14 protein-coding genes and 2 riboswitches are annotated in these 15673 nt (G+C 63.6%); of the genes, 8 read left to right on the top strand and 6 right to left on the bottom strand.

The annotated features are described in order from the left end of the window. Positions 1-698 precede the first annotated feature (698 nt). The 5 genes from cobM to fabF all read right to left on the bottom strand — a co-directional run bounded on the left by cobM (position 699) and on the right by fabF (position 4434). Complete coding sequence (cobM, locus tag V6607_RS18450) at positions 699-1445, bottom strand: precorrin-4 C(11)-methyltransferase (RefSeq protein WP_134326796.1); 747 nt, start codon at positions 1443-1445, stop codon at positions 699-701. 83 nt (positions 1446-1528) lie between these two features. Continuing rightward, on the bottom strand, positions 1529-1921 hold the full coding sequence (locus tag V6607_RS18445; RefSeq protein WP_087694355.1) for a cobalamin biosynthesis protein: 393 nt from the start codon (positions 1919-1921) through the stop codon (positions 1529-1531). Beyond that, positions 1918-2616, bottom strand: coding sequence for a CbtA family protein (locus V6607_RS18440; RefSeq protein WP_008431977.1), 699 nt, complete (start codon positions 2614-2616; stop codon positions 1918-1920). The genes V6607_RS18445 and V6607_RS18440 overlap by 4 nt, the downstream gene beginning before the upstream one ends. A gap of 11 nt (positions 2617-2627) precedes the next feature. Beyond that, a complete protein-coding gene (locus V6607_RS18435; RefSeq protein WP_134326795.1) occupies positions 2628-2816 on the bottom strand; it encodes a CbtB-domain containing protein in 189 nt (62 codons plus the stop codon). Between the two features lie 96 nt (positions 2817-2912). After that, positions 2913-3129: riboswitch (cobalamin riboswitch) on the bottom strand. A 36-nt stretch (positions 3130-3165) separates the two neighbouring features. Continuing rightward, entirely contained in the window at positions 3166-4434 is a 1269-nt protein-coding gene (gene fabF / locus V6607_RS18430; RefSeq protein ID WP_134326794.1) for a beta-ketoacyl-ACP synthase II, read from the bottom strand. Between the two features lie 113 nt (positions 4435-4547). On the opposite strand from fabF, the gene V6607_RS18425 reads away from it, so the two are divergent. From V6607_RS18425 to V6607_RS18405, 5 genes are all read left to right on the top strand, one after another. Further along, the gene (locus V6607_RS18425; protein WP_134326793.1) at positions 4548-5066 is read left to right on the top strand and encodes a helix-turn-helix domain-containing protein; all 519 of its coding nucleotides are present in this window, start codon (positions 4548-4550) and stop codon (positions 5064-5066) included. Beyond that, a riboswitch (cobalamin riboswitch) is annotated at positions 5063-5265 on the top strand. Its footprint overlaps the gene before it by 4 nt. 92 nt (positions 5266-5357) lie before the next feature. After that, positions 5358-6419 (top strand): cobalamin biosynthesis protein CobW, encoded by a 1062-nt coding sequence (gene cobW, locus V6607_RS18420; protein ID WP_003217887.1) that lies wholly within the window; start codon positions 5358-5360, stop codon positions 6417-6419. A 3-nt stretch (positions 6420-6422) separates the two neighbouring features. Continuing rightward, a complete protein-coding gene (gene cobN / locus V6607_RS18415) occupies positions 6423-10196 on the top strand; it encodes a cobaltochelatase subunit CobN (RefSeq protein ID WP_134326792.1) in 3774 nt (1257 codons plus the stop codon). Further along, a complete protein-coding gene (locus V6607_RS18410; RefSeq protein WP_102605646.1) occupies positions 10196-11194 on the top strand; it encodes an AAA family ATPase in 999 nt (332 codons plus the stop codon). Before cobN ends, V6607_RS18410 begins: the two co-directional genes overlap by 1 nt. A gap of 53 nt (positions 11195-11247) precedes the next feature. Further along, positions 11248-11850 carry a VWA domain-containing protein gene (locus V6607_RS18405; RefSeq protein ID WP_134326791.1) on the top strand — a complete coding sequence of 201 codons (603 nt, stop codon included), beginning with the start codon at positions 11248-11250 and terminating at the stop codon, positions 11848-11850. Here V6607_RS18405 and V6607_RS18400 read toward each other — a convergent pair. After that, complete coding sequence (locus V6607_RS18400) at positions 11807-12793, bottom strand: DUF1853 family protein (RefSeq protein WP_134326790.1); 987 nt, start codon at positions 12791-12793, stop codon at positions 11807-11809. The genes V6607_RS18405 and V6607_RS18400 overlap by 44 nt on opposite strands. Before the next feature lie 143 nt (positions 12794-12936). Here V6607_RS18400 and V6607_RS18395 point away from each other — a divergent pair, with 143 nt between their 5' ends. From V6607_RS18395 to V6607_RS18385, 3 genes are read left to right on the top strand one after another with little or no spacing between them, the layout of a single operon-like run. Then, positions 12937-13827 carry an NAD(+) kinase gene (locus V6607_RS18395; RefSeq protein WP_003217892.1) on the top strand — a complete coding sequence of 297 codons (891 nt, stop codon included), beginning with the start codon at positions 12937-12939 and terminating at the stop codon, positions 13825-13827. After that, complete coding sequence (locus tag V6607_RS18390; protein ID WP_161635726.1) at positions 13824-14798, top strand: metallophosphoesterase; 975 nt, start codon at positions 13824-13826, stop codon at positions 14796-14798. The genes V6607_RS18395 and V6607_RS18390 overlap by 4 nt, the downstream gene beginning before the upstream one ends. Beyond that, positions 14795-15670 (top strand): rhomboid family intramembrane serine protease, encoded by an 876-nt coding sequence (locus V6607_RS18385; RefSeq protein WP_008431996.1) that lies wholly within the window; start codon positions 14795-14797, stop codon positions 15668-15670. The genes V6607_RS18390 and V6607_RS18385 overlap by 4 nt, the downstream gene beginning before the upstream one ends. Positions 15671-15673 lie beyond the last annotated feature (3 nt).

Genomic DNA, 15673 nt, shown 5'->3' with positions numbered 1-15673 from the left:
GGCATGCCCGCACTCCGGCACGGCTCCGCGGGCCGCCGCGACGGGCCATCCATGGCCCGGCGCGGCTAAATCGGCATCCTTGCCGATTTACCCGCTCCACCGTGCCTACTTGCGGCCATCGTGGTTGACGGGGCGCCCAAGATCAAAATCAAAAGCAACAGCACAGCGGCCTCCCGGCCGGCTTGAGTGTTAAAAGCAAAGACCAGAGCGAAAGCAGATCTGCTTTTCTGTGGGAGCGGGCTTGCTCGCGAAAAACCTGAGAGCGCCGCGTTCATCCAGAATGCCCGCGTCATCGTTAACGACCTTCGCGAGCAAGCCCGCTCCCACATTTTTTGGACCGTGCCCGCTTCAGATTTTGATTTTGCTCTTCAACACTCAAGCCGGCCGGTAGGCCGCTGTGCTCTTGATCTGCTTTTGATCTTGATCTTGGGCGCCCCGTTAACCACGCTGGCCGAACGCAGGCTTTGGAGCGTGGGTAACCTGGCAGGACGCCAGGTTAGCCGTCCTGGGCCAGGGATGGCCCATGACGGCGGCCCACGGTCCAAAGCCGGAGTGAGGGCACACCGAGCCTAGGCGAGGTGCCGAGTGGTGGGGCAAGAGCGTTTTGCTTACTTTTGCGCTGTTCAAAAGTGAGCCGCTGTAAGAGCGGAACCATAAGCCGCCGTTACCTAAACAACGGATATGTACCCCATCCCCCCTCAGGGCCGATACAAATGCGCATGCCCCGCACGATACAACGACGACTCACCAAAACTGTCACTGGCCAAAACCCGACCCACCAGAATCAACGCCGTACGCCGAAACCCCTTGGCTGCCACCTTCCCGGCAATATCCGCCAGCGTACCAATGGCCCAATCCTGATCCGGCCAGGTCGCCCGATGCACCACCGCAATCGGACAATCCTCCCCATAGTGAGGCACCAACTCAGCCACGATCTTCTCCAGATGATTCACCCCCAGGTGAATCGCCATGGTCGTCCCATGCTGCGCCAGGCTACTGAACACCTCACCCTCAGGCATCGCCGTCTTATCCGCATACCGCGTCAAAATTACACTCTGTGCAATGTCCGGCAATGTCAGCTCAGCCTCTAACAATGCCGCACAAGCCGCCACCGCCGTCACCCCGGGAATGATCTGAAACCCAATCCCAAGCTCCCGCAAAAGCCGAATCTGCTCCCCAATCGCCCCGTACAAACTCGGATCCCCGGAATGCACCCGCGCCACATCCTGGCCTTTCCCATGGGCCGTCTTGATCAGCTCGATGATCTGCTCCAGATGCAACTCGGCACTGTTAACCACCAACTCCGCCTGATGCCCCTCAAGCACCGCCGCCGGCACCAGCGAACCGGCATAGATGATCACCGGGCAACTGCGAATCAGCCGCTGCCCCTTGACCGTGATCAATTCCGGGTCACCTGGGCCTGCGCCGATGAAAAAGACAGTCATGGATTCATTCCTGTGAAAAAAAGCACGCGAGCAGCCCTCCAGATGAAGATTGCTCATGATCAAAGCTGACGATTATCGGGAATTCAGCCGGCGCAAGCCAATGCAAAGGTGGCCTGGGCGGTTTTTTCGCGGGTGATCAGCAGGGTGGCAGGGCTTTGAGACAGCTGTTCTGCCAGGGCCAGGGCGGCACTTTCAGCAATGCCGTAGCAGCCGGTATGAGCAAAAACCGTCTCGGACTTATGGCTCAGTCGATCTTCATAGGGCGCCAATTGCTCCGCACTGAAAAATACCAACGGCAAATCCAGAACCTGAGCCAGTGCCAGCAACCCCGGCTCATCCCGCTTGCGATCAAGACTGGCCAACGCAGTGATGCGCTGACGCTCAATGCCACCCTCGGCGAGGGCGGCGTTGAACAGTTCACGCAGGATGTCGACAGAACAACCCCGCTGACACCCCAGGCCAACCGCCAGGATCATGCCGAATACTGACCATCACGGTTACGGCGAAACAGCCAGGCACTGATCAAGCCCAGCGCCAGCCAGAAGGCAACGTTGGTCAACTGCGAGGCGATCTTGAATTGAGCTTCCAGAGCCTCCGGCGCCAGCATCGAGTGGACTTCCGGCTGTGGTGCGCCAATCACATGGGGCACAGCCAGGATCGCCACGCCCAGGATTTTCAGCAGCCAGTTACGACCGAACACGATCAGCGCGATACCGGCCGCGGTAGAGGCGGCAGTGCCGATCCACCAGATTTGCCGTTGCGCCAGGTCTGCCGCCGCAGTCCCCGGCAATTCAGGCGGCAAGCCCAGGGTCGGCGCCAACACAAAGGTGGCGTAACCGGCCAGGCCCCATAGCAGGCCTTGGGCCGTACGGGTCGGTGCACGCAAGGTGTACAGACCCGCAAGCATCAGGGCAAAACCTACGGCGACCACCAGGTTACCGCCCGTAGTCGACAGCACACGCTGCCAGCCATCTTCCGGCTCCCAGGCTTCAGCGTCGTGGGTGTGGGCCGTGGCTTCGGCATGTTCATGCACTTCGGTCGCGGCCGGGGCGTTTTCGAAGGTCTCCGCCTGCAGGATCAGCGGGGCAACCCAGAAGCTTTGCAGCAAGGTCAGCAGCAAGGCGGCCAGGAGGCCGGTGAAACCTGCGGTTTGAGCAATACGCTTGATCATGTCGGCAGGTCTCAGTGGCAAGGGAACGCAGCGCTGTGGCGGGTATCGTGGGCGGCGTTGTGCACCGCTTCGATGTGCGAGAAACCGGCGAAATACACCAGGCACGCGCCGAGGATCGACGCGCTGATGGCGGCAGTCAGGCGTTGGCTCAGGGTGGCGGTGGTGCTGGCGGTAGAGGCGGTGCTGCTGATGATCGACATGGCGCGTCCCTTCAGGGTTTCAGGGTGACACGAGCGCATGAAAACCCCGCGAGCCAGGCACGCAGGGTTCTGAACAGCGCCCGCCCACCGCGGGTTTGTTATCTGATTTTTTCGGGCCGGTCTCCGGGCTTGCGAGGGGCCTGGGCCTTGAAAGCATCACCTTCCCATGCCGTAGAGGCACAGTGGTTTTGATGCTTCACTCGCTTACCGTTGCGGGGGCAGCACCGGACTCGTCACGCCCTTGAGTAAAGGAACATGACTCACCGGTTTCCCGTTTCACCCTGTGAAGGGCACCCGAAACAAGATGTGTAGGAGAGCATGGGCGGGCGATGGGCGTCAAATCGCCGGGTTATTGCCAGCGTTTGAACAGCACGCTGGCATTCACGCCGCCGAATCCAAACCCATTGGAAATCGCGTATTCAATCGGCAACGACCGGGCTTGGCCTCGGACCATATCCAGTCCTTCGGCAGCGGGGGCCGGGTTGTCCAGATTGAGGGTCGCCGGGGCAATCTGGTCGCGCAGGGCGAGCACGGTGAAGATCGCCTCGATCCCGCCCGCTGCGCCCAGTAAGTGGCCAGTCGCCGACTTCGTTGCGCTGATAGCCACACTGGAATCGGCTCCGAACAGCGTATTGATCGCTGCCAGTTCGCCGTTGTCGCCTACGGGGGTCGACGTGGCATGGGCGTTCAAGTGCTGGATCTGTGCGGCGCTGATTCCGGCCTGCGCGATCGCCAATTCCATTGCCCTGCGTGCACCCGAGCCATCTTCCGGGCCCGAGGTCATGTGATAGGCGTCGGCGCTGGTGCCGTAGCCCACCAGCTCTGCGATAGGCGTCGCCCCACGAGCCAATGCATGCTCCAGTTCCTCGATCACCAACAGTCCGGCACCTTCGCCCATCACAAACCCGTCGCGGCCTTGATCAAACGGGCGGGAAGCCAATGCCGGCGTGTCGTTGTAATCGCTGGACAGCGCACGCGCCGCAGCAAAACCGCCGAGGCTGACCCGGTGGATGCAGGCTTCGGCGCCGCCACACACGGCGATGTCGATTTCGCCGGCACGGATCATTCGCGCAGCATCACCAATCGCCTGTACGCCGGCGGCGCAGGCAGTGACGGGGGAGCCCAGCGGACCTTTCAGTTGATGCTGGATCGACACGTGCCCGGCCGCCATGTTGCCGAGGAATGACGGGATCGTGAACGGCGACAGGCGGCGAGGCCCTTTGCTGTCAGCCGTACGAACGGCCTCGGCAATCGCGGGAAAACCACCCACGCCGGAGGCGATGATTGTCGCGGTACGTTCCTGCTGCGATGGCGTCTGCGGACTCCAGCCAGCCTGGGCCAGGGCCTCTTGCGCGGCGGCCAGGGCAAACACGATGAACCGGTCCATCTTGCGTTGTTCCTTGGCCGGGATGACAGTGTCCGGGTCAAAGCCGGCTTCAGGGTCCTGGATGCGGTCCAACACTTGGCCGCCGATGCTGATTGCCAGGTCGCCGATCAATGCCTCGGGTAGCCTGCGAATCCCGGATTCACCGGCCAGCAGGCGCTTCCAGGTCTGTTCCACGCCGGTTGCCAGCGGTGTCACTGCACCCATGCCGGTCACAACAATTCGCTTACTCATGATCGCTTAGCTCCGCAAATTTCAGGTTGGTAGCAATGCATGGACGAAACTATCATTATGAAAGTAACATCCGATAGCTGAAATTTCCGTAGCCGCCCCACAGAGGAACTGCAATGCAACGTAAGTCGCTGGTGAATGCCGAATGCCCGGTAGCCCGTGGAGTGGAACGGGTAGGCGAGTGGTGGAGCATCCTGATCATGCGCGACGCGCTGCAAGGTTTGCGGCGTTTTGACGAGTTTTCCCAGAGCCTGGGAATCGCTCCGAATATGCTCACCCGCCGGCTCAACAGCCTGGTGGAAGCGGGGCTGCTGGAACGCCGGCAATACAGCGAGCGGCCGCCCCGTTTCGAGTACGTGCCGACGCCGGTCGGCGAGGATTTCCGGGTGGTGATCATGGCGTTCGTCGGTTGGGGCAACCGCCATTTCGCCAACGAAGGTGAAAGCCTGCAATTGGTTGACCGGGAAACCCGGCGCCCGGTGGAAGTGGCGGTGGTGGACGCCGACGGTGTGCGCGTGTCCGTCGAGCAATGCAGCGTCCAGGCCGGGCCGGCGGCGAGCGAAGGCATGCTGGAGCGCCTGGCGCTGCTTAGTGCCAAACGCTCGGACATTGACCCGTCCCCGCGCACTGCGTAGCCTTGCACCTTCGAGGTTCTTCGGCCCAGGCCGAAGCTAAGAAGGGAACGCGGTCAATGCCGCGGCTGCCCCCGCAACTGTAAAGGGTTTATCTGACTGCCACGCCACTGCCTGAACAAGGCGGGAAGGCGCAGCCAGCGCCGGCCTCACCGCCGGCAAGCCCCAAGCCAGGAGACCTGCCTCGCAACCGATTTTCTACTTCAACCGGGCGGGGTGATCCGGTGGCGAATTCTGCTTCTGCGCACCCGCGCAGGGCCACTCGTCCCGTATGCCCGCCCCAAAGGGCATCCGATGAAAACACTGGCCAAACTCCCCGTCACCATCGTTACCGGCTTCCTCGGCTCGGGCAAGACCACCTTGCTGCGCCACATGCTGGATAACGCCCAGGGGCGCCGCATCGCGGTGATCGTCAACGAGTTCGGCGAGCTGGGCATTGACGGTGAAATCCTCAAGCAATGCTCCATCGGCTGTACCGAAGAAGAGGCGAACGGCCGCGTCTACGAATTGGCCAATGGCTGCCTGTGCTGCACGGTCCAGGAAGAGTTCTTCCCGGTGATGCGCGAACTGGTGGCCCGTCGCGGCGACCTCGACCATATCCTCATCGAAACCTCGGGCCTGGCCCTGCCAAAACCCTTGGTCCAGGCGTTCCAGTGGCCGGAAATCCGCAGCGCCTGCACCGTTGACGCCGTGATCACCGTGGTCGACAGCCCGGCCGTGGCCGCCGGCACGTTCGCCGCCTTCCCGGACCAGGTTGACGCCCAGCGCAAGCTCGACCCGAACCTGGACCACGAATCCCCCCTGCACGAGCTGTTCGCTGACCAACTGGCCAGCGCCGACCTGGTGATCCTCAACAAGTCCGACCTGATCAGCCCTGAAGACCTGGCCCGTGTGCGCCTGGAAGTGGCAGAAGAACTGCCGCCGGCGGTAAAAATCATCGAAGCCAGCAGCGGTCGCCTGCCGCTGGACGTATTGATCGGCCTGGGCGCGGGCTCGGAAGAACACATCGATGGCCGCCACAGCCATCACGATCATCACCACGAAGGTGAAGACGACCACGACCACGATGCCTTCGACTCCATCTCCATCGAACTGCCCCAGGCCGACGAAAGCCTGCTGCTGGACGCCCTGACCCAACTGGTGGTCAAGCACGGCATCCTGCGGGTCAAGGGCTTCGCGGCGATCCCGAACAAACCGATGCGCCTGCTGATCCAGGGCGTGGGCACGCGTTTCGACAAGCACTTCGACCGCGCCTGGCGCGCCGATGAGCCGCGCGCCACGCACCTGGTGCTGATCGGCCAGGAACTCGACGCCGCCTTGCTCGAAGCGCAACTGCGCGCTGCCCTCAGCGTTTAAACCATGCATCTGCTCAGGACCCAGCCCGGCGGTTTCGTTTCGGATGACAACATCGCCGACCTTGGGCAAACCCCCGCCGAGCTGGTGATCCTGTGCAGCGGTGATTCCAGCCTGGCGCTGCTGGCCGAAGCGGCCCAGCAGTTGCCCGAGGATTACCCGAGCCTGCGCCTGGCCAACCCGATGCAGGTGCAGAACCATGCTTCGGTCGACCTGTATGTGGACGAGGTGCTGCGCCACGCCAAGGTCATCCTGATTTCGCTGCACGGCGGCATCGGTTATTGGCGCTACGGTATCGAGCGCCTGGTGGAGTTGGCCGAGCGCGGCGTGCAGCTGATCCTGGTGCCGGGGGATGATCGCCCGGACCCGGAACTCAGTGGCCTCAGCACCGTGGGCGCCGAGGAGCGTGACCGGCTCTGGCACTTCCTGCGCCAGGGTGGTTTGGGTAATGCGCTGGATTTCTATCGTTGCCTGGCCGCCGGCTACCTTGGCCGCGATTACGCCTGGAGCGAGCCGCAAACCCTGCCGCGCACGGCGATTTATCATCCGCATAAAGCCAATGCCCGTCTCAACGACTGGCAGGCTGACTGGCAAGCTGATTTTCCCGTGGCGGCGGTGCTGTTCTACCGCTCCCATTTGCAGGCGGCCAACACCGGCTTTATCGATGTTTTTTGCCAGCGCTTGCAGGCCGCGGGTCTCAACCCGCTGCCGATGGCGGTGGCCAGTTTGAAAGAGCCCGGCTGCCTGACCGTGGTCGAGGATTTGCTGGACGAAGTGCACGCCTCGGTGATTCTGAACACCACCGGTTTTGCCCAGTCCAGCCCCGAAGCGCCGCACCTGCGGCCGTTTCGCCGCAATATTCCGGTGATCCAGGCGATTTGCGCCCAGGACAACGAGCCCGGCTGGCAGGCCAGCGAGCAAGGCCTCGGCCCACGTGACCTGGCGATGCACATCGCGTTGCCGGAACTGGACGGGCGCATCATCAGCCGGCCCATCAGCTTCAAGGACCTGGCCTGGCGCAGTGAGCGCAGCCAGTCGGATGTGGTGTGCTATCGCGCACAGCCGGAGCGCATGGACTTTGTCGCCGAACTGGCGCGGCGCTGGGTCGAACTGGCGAGGGTGCCGAATGGCGAAAAGCGTATCGCGCTGATCCTCGCCAACTACCCGACCCGGGACGGACGTATCGGCAACGGCGTGGGTCTCGACACCCCAGCCGCCGCGCTGAATATCCTGCGGGCACTGAAAATCCAAGGTTATCCGCTGCCGGACGAGCTGCCGGAAAGCGGAACGGCACTGATCCAGGCGCTCTTGGGCGGCGTCAGCAACGACCTGGACAGCCTCGACTTGCGTCCGTGTCATCAGAGCCTGGCGCTGGATGACTACGAGGCGATGTTCAACCGCTTGCCCGAGTCCAATCGCCAGGCCGTGTTGGCACGCTGGGGTACGCCTCATAGCGATCCGATGTTCCGCGACGGGCGCATGATGATTGCCGGCCTGCGTTTGGGCCTGACCTTCGTCGGCATCCAGCCGGCCCGGGGTTACCAGGTGGACGCGAGTGCGGTCTATCACGACCCGGACCTGGTGCCGCCCCATGGCTACCTGGCGTTCTACTTCTGGTTGCGCCACACCTACGGCGCCCACGGCGTGATCCACGTTGGCAAGCACGGCAACCTGGAATGGCTGCCGGGCAAGGGCGTCGGGCTTTCCGAGAACTGCTGGCCCGACGCACTACTGGGGCCGCTGCCGAATATCTACCCGTTTATCGTCAATGACCCGGGCGAGGGCGCCCAGGCCAAGCGCCGCACCCAGGCCGTGATCATCGACCACCTGATGCCGCCGCTGACTCGCGCCGAAACCTACGGGCCGCTGCGCGACCTGGAGTTGCTGGCCGACGAGTATTACGAGGCACAACTGCTCGACCCACGGCGTGCCCGCGAGCTGCAAAAGGACATCCTCAAGCTGGTGCGCGAAACCCGCATCGACCAGGAACTGGCCCTGGACGAAAACCTCGACAGCGACGCCGATGCGGCGATCTGGCTGCCGCGCCTGGACACCTACCTGTGTGACTTGAAGGAGTCGCAGATTCGCGATGGCCTGCACATTTTCGGCGAGTCACCCGAGGGCCGCTTGCGCATCGACACCTTGCTGGCGTTGTTGCGTATTCCGCGTGGCGATGGGCGGGGGCCGCAATCGAGCCTGCTGCGGGTATTGGCCAAGGCCTTCGACCTGGGCTTCGATCCGCTGGACTGCGCCCTGGCCGAGCCGTGGACGGGGCGCCGGCCAGTGGTGTTGCAGAAGATCGACACGCAGTTGTGGCGCACTGCCGGCGACACCCGTGAACGCCTGGAGCTGTATGCCGCTCGCTTGATCGAGCAGGCGCTGGAAGGTGCCGTGGAGCAGCTTGAAGAGCCCGGCTGGGAAGACGTCAAGGCGGTGATCGAGAGCTTGCGCATCGTCGTCGCGCCACGCCTGGATGCCTGCGGCCCGGCGGAAATGCGCGGGTTGCTGGATGCCTTGAACGGGCGCTTCGTCCCGGCCGGGCCCAGCGGCGCGCCGAGCCGGGGCCGCCTGGACGTGTTGCCTACCGGTCGTAACTTTTTCTCGGTGGATGTGCGCAACCTGCCCACCACCACTGCCTGGCGCATCGGCTTCCAGTCGGCGAACCTGATTCTTGAGCGTCACCTGCAGGATCATGGCGACCACTTGCGCCAGCTCGGCCTGTCGGTGTGGGGCACCGCCACCATGCGCACCGGTGGCGACGATATCGCCCAGGCCATGGCGCTGATGGGCGTGCGCCCGGTATGGGCCACGGGCAGCCAGCGGGTGGATGACTTTGAAATCCTGCCCATCAGTCTGCTGGACCGGCCACGGGTGGATGTGACCTTGCGCGTGTCGGGCTTCTTCCGCGATGCATTCGCCAACCTGATCCGCCTGTTCGACGCGGCGGTGCAAGCCGTGGCTGCGCTGGACGAACCGGATGACCTGAACCCGCTGGCGGCCAAGGTGCGCAGTGAGCGAGAGGCCTTGCGCCTGTCGGGCCTTGACGAGGACGCGGCGGCGAAGCAGGCCGGTTGGCGGATCTTCGGCGCCAAGCCCGGTGCCTATGGCGCCGGCGTGCAGGGCGCGATTGATGGGCGCTTGTGGCAGAGCCGCGAAGACCTGGCCGAGGTTTACCTGAACTGGGGCGGCTACGCCTATGGCGGCTCCGACGAAGGCACCGCCGCCCGCGAACAGTTTGCTCAGCGTTTGAGCCAGGTGCAGGCGGTGTTGCAGAACCAGGACAACCGCGAGCATGACCTGCTCGACTCCAATGATTACTACCAATTCCAGGGCGGCATGCTCGCCGCCGTGGAAACCCTGAGCGGCGACAAGGCCGCCAGCTATCATGGTGACCACAGCCAGCCGGACTTGCCGAAAGTCCGCACGTTGAAGGAAGAGTTGAACCGGGTGATTCGTGCCCGGGCGGCCAACCCGAAGTGGATCGAAGGGGTGAAGCGCCACGGCTATAAAGGCGCGTTCGAGATGGCGGCCACCGTGGATAATCTGTTCGCGTTCGACGCTACGACGGCGTTGATCGACGATCATCAATACGCGTTGCTGGCGGATGCCTACTTGCTGGACCCGGACACCCGCGCCTTTGTGCAGCAGCACAACCCGGATGCCCTGCGGGACATGACCGAACGCATGCTCGAAGCTCAGCAACGCGGCATGTGGCAGGAGCCTGGGGCGTACCGCGAGGCGTTGGAAAACCTGTTGTTGGATATAGAAGAAGGCAGTTGATGACCGACATTCCACATTTCCCGCTGTCCGCCGTGGTCGGTGCCGACGACTTGAAACTGGCCCTGTGCCTGACCGCCATCGACCCGAAAATCGGCGGTGTGCTGATCGAAGGCCCGCGCGGCATGGCCAAGTCCACCCTGGCCCGTGGCCTGGCGGACCTGCTCGCCAGCGGCCAGTTCGTCACGCTGCCGTTGGGCGCCACCGAAGAGCGGCTGGTGGGCACACTCGACCTGGACGCGGCACTCAGTGAGGGCCGCGCACAGTTTTCCCCCGGCGTGCTGGCCAAGGCCGACGGCGGCGTGCTCTATGTCGATGAAGTCAACCTGCTGCCCGACCACCTGGTGGACCTGCTGCTGGACGTGGCCGCCAGCGGCACCAACCTGATCGAGCGCGACGGGATTTCCCACCGGCATTCGGCGCGTTTTGTGCTGATCGGCACCATGAACCCGGAAGAGGGCGAGTTGCGCCCGCAATTGCTCGACCGGTTTGGTTTCAACGTGGCGCTGAGCGGGCACACCCAGCCGGCCGAACGCGGGCAGATCATCCGTCGCCGCCTGGATTTCGACAGCGACCCTCAGGGTTTCTGCGGGCAATGGGCCGACCGGCAGGCCGCGTTGCGTGAGCGCTGCACCCGGGCTCGCGCATTGCTGGAGAGCATCCCGTTGGATGACCAGGCGCTGGCGCAGATTACCGAGCGCTGCTTTGCCGCTGGGGTCGATGGCTTGCGCGCCGACCTGGTCTGGCTGCGTGGCGCACGTGCCCATGCGGCCTGGCGGGGTGCGACGGCTATCAGCGAAGAAGATATCGAAGCGGTCGCGGAATTTGCCCTGCGCCATCGTCGTCAGGAGCAATCCCCGCCTGCAACGCCGCCCGCTGGCGGTCAATCACCCAAGCCCAATGATGCACCTGAAGGCCAGGGCCAATGGGGCGACATGCCCGCACCCGCCTTGCCGATAGGTGCTCGCCGTGATGTGCCCACCTGGCCAAAAAAGCCCTAGGCATCCGCCCCAAACCTGACGCGGGGGCGGATGCACGGCCCAAGGCGGGTCGACTGAACAAGGGCCGGCACGGCCAGGTGCGCAGCGCGGCCGAAGGTTCGATCAGCTGGCCGGGCACCTTGCTCGGCGGGCGGCCGCAACGCCGCGAAGATTTGTTGTATCAACTGCGTAGCCGTACGCCCCATGAGTTGTGGCTGGTGATTGTCGATGCTTCGGCGTCCACCCGGCGGCATCAGGCGCTTAGCGATGCCAAGGGATTACTGGCCCAACTGTTCGACGATGCCTATCGACAGCGGGCGCGCATGGCGTTGCTCACCGCGAGCGGGCAATCGCCAAAGTGGCAGGTGCAGGGATTAAAGGCGGCAAAAGGGCTTGGTCATTGGCTTGATGGCCTCGGTGCAGGCGGTGGCACGCCATTGTTGGCAGCGCTGAACGAAGCGGGGCACTGGTTGGCGGCTCGTCGCAAGCGTTACCCGGTGGAGCAGCAGCGGTTGCTGGTGATCACCGATGGACGGCTAAAGGATGTGGCAGGGCTGCCGCAGCTGGACTGCCCGGGCTTGCTGGTGGACATCGAGCGCGGCCCGATTCGGTTGGGCCGTTCAAAGCAGCTGGCTATGGGGTTACAGATTGACTATCGGCATATCGATAACCTGTAAGCGCCGGCACGTTCGGCCACAGATCCGCCACCAGAAACAACCGTTCGGCTTCTTCCCATTCACCTTCGCTGTTTTCCACCAGGCGCACCAGCAACTGCGCGGGCGCCATGGGGTCCAGCTCGGTCAGCCAGTGTTGCATCCGGGCCACGTCCCAGGCTTCGTCTGCCGGGTAGTGCGCCGGCGCCAGCCATGCGTGGCGGGGCAGCGGTTGCCAGCGTCCTGCCGGGCTTTGCTCGATAAACCTCGACCAATCGCGCTGATGCAGCCAACGGCCATTCAGGTGTTGGGGATGCGCGCCCTCCGGCGCCTGCGCCATGCCCGGCCATGGGTAGAGCAGATACCCGCCCAGCCACAGATGGGCATCAAAAGCCTGGATATCCAGCGCGGCCAGGACTTCGCGGCTCTCCGGCCGGGCGGAAATCGGCAGTTGGTGCTGGGCCAGGTGGGCCAGTTTGCGGTCGAGCCGGTCGTGGCAGCCGGGGCCGAGCCATTGCGCGGTGTCCCGGCCATTACCGTCCTGGGGCCCGAGGTAGAGTTTGATCGCCAGTTCCAGATGATGCACACCGTCACGGTCGCGCAGCAGCATGTCCAGCTCGCCCAGGGTATGCCCGGCCTGGCGGATCGGCAGGTTGGCCGCCAGCAGCTCCACGCCCGGCGCATGCTGCACGGCGAATTGCCACAGCCGTTCGTAATACAACCCCAGCCGGCGGGTGCGTGCCTGGCTCAGCCAATGCAGCAAGGCACTGCTGTCCTGATCCAGCTGGCGCAGCCACTGCTCCAGCAAATGCGGGGCCTGCACCCAGTCGCTGCCGGTCAGCGGGTGGCGTTGTGGCCACGGCGTTTGCGCGAGCATCGGCGGGGCGAGCATCACCCACGCGAGATCGCGCACCTCGGGGTGACGCAGTTGGCGGGGCAGGTGCTGCAAATCAGGGAACAGAGTCATGGTCCGAGCATAGCCTTTTACAGCCGGGAAGGGGGCTGAGAACCGTTGTCGTCTGGGGTTTGCGGCGACAAAGGATTTTGTGTAACGCCGGCTTTCGCCCATAATCGTTCTTTTTTGCAGAACCCGAACCCCGCAGGAGCCCCATGGAGCAATTTCGCAATATCGGCATTATCGGTCGCCTGGGCAGTACCCAGGTGCTGGACACCGTCCGCCGACTGAAAAAGTTTCTGCTCGAGCGCCACCTGCACGTGATCCTCGAAGACACCATCGCTGAAATCCTCCCGGGCCATGGCCTGCAGACCTCGTCGCGCAAGATGCTCGGTGAAGTCTGCGACATGGTGATCGTGGTGGGCGGCGACGGCAGCCTGCTGGGCGCCGCCCGGGCGCTGGCGCGGCATAACGTGCCGGTGCTGGGGATCAACCGCGGAAGCCTGGGGTTCCTCACCGATATTCGCCCCGACGAGCTGGAAGTCGAAGTGGCCAAGGTGCTGGACGGCCATTACCTGGTGGAAAACCGCTTCCTGCTGCAAGCCGAAGTGCGCCGCCACGGCGAAGCCATCGGCCAGGGCGACGCCCTCAACGATGTGGTGCTGCACCCCGGCAAGTCGACGCGGATGATCGAGTTCGAGTTGTACATCGACGGCCAGTTCGTGTGCAGCCAGAAGGCCGACGGCCTGATCGTCGCCACGCCGACCGGGTCCACGGCCTACGCGCTGTCGGCCGGTGGGCCGATCATGCATCCCAAGCTGGATGCCATTGTGATCGTGCCGATGTATCCCCATATGTTGTCCAGCAGGCCTATTGTGGTCGACGGCAACAGTGAGCTGAAAATCGTGGTGTCCAAAGACATGCAGATCTACCCGCAAGTCTCCTGCGACGGGCAGAACCATTTCACCTGCGCCCCCGGTGACACCATCACCGTGAGCAAAAAGGCACAGAAGTTGCGGTTGATCCACCCGCTGGACCACAACTACTACGAAGTGTGCCGGACCAAGCTGGGCTGGGGCAGCCGCTTGGGGGGTGGAGGCGACTGATGCTCGATCCCGCGCGTAGCTACGACCTGATTGGTGACGTGCACGGTTGCGCTCATACCCTTGAGCACTTGCTCGACCGGTTGGGTTACCACAAGCAGGGCGGTACCTGGCGGCATCCGTCGCGAATGGCCGTGTTCCTCGGCGATATCATCGACCGTGGCCCACGCATTCGCGAGGCGCTGCATATCGTCCACGACATGACCGAGGCCGGCCAGGCGTTGTGCATCATGGGCAACCATGAGTTCAACGCGCTGGGCTGGAGCACGCCCGCCGCCCCAGGCAGCGGCAAGCAGTTTGTGCGCGAGCACACGCCACGCCACGCGCGGTTGATCCACGAGACCCTGACCCAGTTCGAACAGCACCCGGCAGACTGGCACGATTTCCTCGGCTGGTTCTATGACATGCCGCTGTTTGTCGACGCCGGGCGATTCCGCGTAGTGCACGCCTGTTGGGACAACGGCTTTATCGAGCCCCTGCGCGCGCATTTCCCGGACGGCTGCATCGACGAACACTTCCTGCAAGCCGCCGCCGTGCCTGGCAGTTTCGCCAGCAATGCCTTCGACCGCCTGTTGCGCGGCACCGACATGCGCCTGCCGGACGGCTTGACCCTCACCGGCGGCGACGGCCTGACGCGTTCGTTCTTCCGCACCAAGTTCTGGGAAGACGACCCGAAAACCTACGGCGATATCGTGTTCCAGCCCGATGCGCTGCCGGAACCTGTGGCCGCCACGCCGCTGTCGTCCACTGAAAAGAATTCCCTGCTGCGCTACGGCGTCGACGAGCCATTGCTGTTCGTCGGCCACTACTGGCGCAGCGGCAAACCGGCGCCGATCCGCCCGAACCTGGCCTGCCTGGACTACAGCGCGGTGCTGTACGGTAAGTTGGTGGCGTACCGGCTGGATCAGGAAACCCGCCTGGACCCGCGTAAATTTGTTTGGGTCGATGTCGAGCGCCCTGAGGTTATTTCATGAGTACCGTTGCTGTATTACGCCTGCCGCTGGCGGTGGATTTGAGTGGTTTCGTCAAGCTTCTGCAACGCATGCAAGTGCCCCATCGCGTCAGCGAAGAAGCCGGGGAGCAGGTGCTGTGGGTGCCTGACTCCATCAGTGAAGACGTGAAGGTCCTGTACCAGCGCTTTCCGGCCGGTGACCCGGACCAGCAACTGGACATTCCCGAGCAGGCGACGTCGACCAGGCGTCCCGGGTTTGCCCAGCAGCTTCGCCACAGCCCGGTGACCGCGTTGGTGTTGCTGCTGAGCATCATCGTCGGCGCCGTTACGTTGCTGGGGGATAACCTGCAAGCCATGAGCTGGCTGACCTTCCTGCCGTTCAGCGTGGCAGGCGAGTACATCCGTTTCACGCCATTGACCGACAGCCTGGCGTCGGGACAGTGGTGGCGCCTGGTCACGCCGATGTTGATCCACTTCGGCATCCTGCACCTGGCCATGAACGGCATGTGGTACTGGGAACTGGGGCGGCGCATCGAGTTGCGCCAGGGCAGCATCAACCTGCTGGGCCTGACGCTGCTGTTCAGCCTGGTGTCGAACTACGCTCAATACTATTTTGGTGGTCCCGGCCTGTTTGGCGGGTTGTCCGGCGTGCTGTATGGCTTGCTCGGGCATTGCTGGATCTATCAGTGGGTGTCGCCGAATCCGGTGTATCGTCTGCCTCGCGGGGTGTTGGTGATGATGCTGGTGTGGCTGGTGCTGTGCCTGTCGGGCCTGGTCTCGATGATCGGCTTCGGCGAAATCGCCAACGCGGCCCACGTGGGTGGCCTGGTGATGGGTTGCCTGACCGGTTTGTTGGGTGGCTTGTACAGCCGCCGCAAAATGTCTCCTATTTAGTTA

Source organism: Pseudomonas sp. KK18 (assembly GCF_037094675.1).
Classification (GTDB): Bacteria; Pseudomonadota; Gammaproteobacteria; order Pseudomonadales; family Pseudomonadaceae; genus Aquipseudomonas.
Note: the sequence above shows the minus strand (reverse complement) of the source record. Positions and strands in the feature narration are given on the sequence as shown.

Coding starts and splice junctions, on each gene's coding strand:
- V6607_RS18395 (WP_003217892.1), top strand. CDS start 12,937: ATGGAGCAATTTCGCAATATCGGCATTATCGGTCGCCTGGGCAGTACC.
- V6607_RS18440 (WP_008431977.1), bottom strand. CDS start 2,616: ATGATCAAGCGTATTGCTCAAACCGCAGGTTTCACCGGCCTCCTGGCC.
- cobN (WP_134326792.1), top strand. CDS start 6,423: ATGCATCTGCTCAGGACCCAGCCCGGCGGTTTCGTTTCGGATGACAAC.
- V6607_RS18385 (WP_008431996.1), top strand. CDS start 14,795: ATGAGTACCGTTGCTGTATTACGCCTGCCGCTGGCGGTGGATTTGAGT.
- fabF (WP_134326794.1), bottom strand. CDS start 4,434: ATGAGTAAGCGAATTGTTGTGACCGGCATGGGTGCAGTGACACCGCTG.
- cobW (WP_003217887.1), top strand. CDS start 5,358: ATGAAAACACTGGCCAAACTCCCCGTCACCATCGTTACCGGCTTCCTC.
- V6607_RS18435 (WP_134326795.1), bottom strand. CDS start 2,816: ATGTCGATCATCAGCAGCACCGCCTCTACCGCCAGCACCACCGCCACC.
- V6607_RS18410 (WP_102605646.1), top strand. CDS start 10,196: ATGACCGACATTCCACATTTCCCGCTGTCCGCCGTGGTCGGTGCCGAC.
- V6607_RS18400 (WP_134326790.1), bottom strand. CDS start 12,793: ATGACTCTGTTCCCTGATTTGCAGCACCTGCCCCGCCAACTGCGTCAC.
- V6607_RS18445 (WP_087694355.1), bottom strand. CDS start 1,921: ATGATCCTGGCGGTTGGCCTGGGGTGTCAGCGGGGTTGTTCTGTCGAC.
- V6607_RS18425 (WP_134326793.1), top strand. CDS start 4,548: ATGCAACGTAAGTCGCTGGTGAATGCCGAATGCCCGGTAGCCCGTGGA.
- cobM (WP_134326796.1), bottom strand. CDS start 1,445: ATGACTGTCTTTTTCATCGGCGCAGGCCCAGGTGACCCGGAATTGATC.